This is a genomic window from Neisseria sp. P0021.S005, from assembly GCF_051956955.1.
The window spans coordinates 1-2344 of sequence record NZ_JBQCWY010000474.1 but is presented as its reverse complement, the minus strand read 5'-3'; the positions used below and the strand labels follow the sequence as shown (position 1 = coordinate 2344).

The 2344-nt window shown below is 49.1% G+C and carries 2 protein-coding genes and 1 pseudogene; 2 read left to right on the top strand and 1 reads right to left on the bottom strand.

Going from position 1 to position 2344, the window contains the following annotated elements; all coding sequences use genetic code 11:
• A pseudogene (locus ACTHUE_RS15760) lies at positions 1 to 131 on the bottom strand (endolytic transglycosylase MltG); the annotation flags it as partial.
• Between the two features lie 115 nt (positions 132 to 246).
• Between ACTHUE_RS15760 and ampD the strand changes: the two are divergent.
• The gene (gene ampD / locus ACTHUE_RS15755; protein WP_070461597.1) at positions 247 to 813 is read left to right on the top strand and encodes a 1,6-anhydro-N-acetylmuramyl-L-alanine amidase AmpD; all 567 of its coding nucleotides are present in this window, start codon (positions 247 to 249) and stop codon (positions 811 to 813) included.
• Positions 814 to 990: 177 nt separating this feature from the next.
• Positions 991 to 2259 (top strand): cell division protein ZipA C-terminal FtsZ-binding domain-containing protein, encoded by a 1269-nt coding sequence (locus tag ACTHUE_RS15750; RefSeq protein WP_285069838.1) that lies wholly within the window; start codon positions 991 to 993, stop codon positions 2257 to 2259.
• Positions 2260 to 2344 lie beyond the last annotated feature (85 nt).

Below are 2344 nucleotides of genomic sequence, written 5' to 3'. Positions count from 1 at the left end.
ATACCTTGGTTTTTGGTAATGGTAATACGGTATGGTTTGCCGTTGTCTTTCGGAACAAACAACAATGCGGCAACCACGGCGGCAAATGCCGTCAAAAATACGGCCAGCCATTTCAACAATTTTTTCAGCATGGTAGGATTCTTGGTTTGTGAACGTGTCGGGCGACAGTATAACCGAAAACAAGTCCACCACGCCCTCCACCTTACCCAACGTATATTTTCCTATCCCGAAAGGCCGTCTGAAACCATGAATTCTCCTTCAAAAAACACTTGGCAAAGCGGCCGTTGGCTGAATGCACGTCAAACTCATTCGCCCAATTTCAGCCCGCGAGAACCGGATGAAGACATCTCATTGGTTGTCCTCCACAATATTTCCCTCCCTCCTTTTGAGTACAACACGGGTGCGGTGGAAAAATTGTTTACCAACCAAATCAACCCTGACGAGCATCCTTTTTTCAGCATCATCCACACCCTGCGCGTCTCCAGCCATTTTTTCATCAGCCGTAAGGGCGAAACCGTCCAATTCGTTTCCTGCGACGATATGGCCTATCATGCCGGTGTATCGTCATTTCAAGGCAGAGAAAAATGCAATACCTTCTCCATCGGTATCGAATTGGAAGGCTGCGATTTCGAGCCTTTTACCGAAGCACAATACACCAGCCTGCAAGCCTTGCTGACCGCCATTTCCGAACATTACCCGATTCAGGCCATTACCGGTCATCAGGACATCGCTCCGGACAGGAAAACCGATCCTGGACATTTCTTCGATTGGCCACGCCTTCAAAAAGCAGGTTTCCCCATCCGGCACGGATAACTTTCAGACGGCCTGAACACTGATTGGCAGACATAATGCTGTCACAACCGTTTATTTTCGTTATAATTCAGCTATTCATTCGGACGCATAAAGTCCGGCTCCAACGAACTTCCCACGCAGCAAGATTCCGCACCCTGAAAAAGACGGAATGCTGCCTTTTTAAAAAGTGATTACTCCATGATTTTCATCGTCTTAGCCCTCGCCGCCCTTTTGGCTGTCATCGGTTACAATATGTACCAGGAAAACCAATACCGCAAACAAGTGCGCGAACAATTCGGCCATTCCGATAAGGATGCACTTTTGACCAGCAAAACCAAGCACGTCCGCGACAGCAAAGAAACCGGCGGCCAAGGTTTGTTTATCAAGAAAAACAAAAAAACCGAAGAGGCATTGCGCAACCTGCAAGAGCAAGATGAAATCTACGCGGCAAAAGCCAAACTGGCTCATCCTGCCCAACTTAAAACCGATGTCGAGCTGGCCGTGGAAGACGACTTTTCCGCAGAAGAAAAAGTTCAACACACCGTTATCGGCTTGAACAACGAAATTACCGTAAGCCCAGCCGAAGCCGCTTCTGCTCCGGTTGAAACCACAGCCGAGCCTGTGGCACAAGTACCATTGATCAGCTTGGATGAATTGTCTCAAGTCGAGTTACCTTGGTTTGACCCGCGCTTCGACTACATGGCCTACATCTCCCTGAAACAAGCCCAAGAATTGCACGCCCTGCCGCGCCTTTCCGGCACTCACCGCTTCCAAATCATCGGTTGCACCATGGACGATCATTTCCGCGTTGCCGAGCCGATTCCGGGTGTTTACTACCAAGGCTTCGTCATGGGCCTGCAAGCTGTCAGCCGCAACGGTTTGGCCGCGCGTGAAGAGTTGCAACAATTCGACCAACAGGTTGATGCTTTTGCCCAACTGATGGACGGCAAAGTTTTGCATACCGACTTGGACGCTTTCACCGAAGTCGCGCAAGCCCTCGACCAATTCTGTGCGCGTGTTGACCAAACCATCGCCATTCACTTAGTTTCCCATTCCAATATCAGCGGCGTAGAATTGCGTGCCGCCGTGGAAGATACAGGCTTCAAACTGGGCGAAGACGGCGCGTTCCATTTCGGCGACAACAACAACCCTCAATTGTTCTCCATCCATACTTTGGACAACAAACCGTTTACCAATCCTCTGTTGGACAACCAAACCTACCGCGGTTTCAGCATGCTTCTAGATATTCCGCATGTTCCTGCCGGCGAAAAAACTTTCGACAAATTCATGGACTTGGCAGTCAAACTTTCCGGTCAACTCAGCTTGGATTTGGTTAACGACCAAATGGAAGAAGTTTCCACCCAATGGCTCAAAGACGTACGCAACTACGTTTTGGCCCGTCAGGAAGAAATGCTTAAAGTCGGCATCAAACCCGGCAGCAAACAAGCCCTGCGCCTGTTCTCTTAAACTTCCCCAATCAAAAAGCGGATATGCAATGACGGCATATCCGCTTTTTTCAGGTAAAATCCCTTCATCTTCAATATTCATCGAT

Bases quoted from the DNA above. Each gene is read 5' to 3' on its own strand.
- ampD (WP_070461597.1), top strand. From the start codon at position 247: ATGAATTCTCCTTCAAAAAACACTTGGCAAAGCGGCCGTTGGCTGAAT.
- ACTHUE_RS15750 (WP_285069838.1), top strand. From the start codon at position 991: ATGATTTTCATCGTCTTAGCCCTCGCCGCCCTTTTGGCTGTCATCGGT.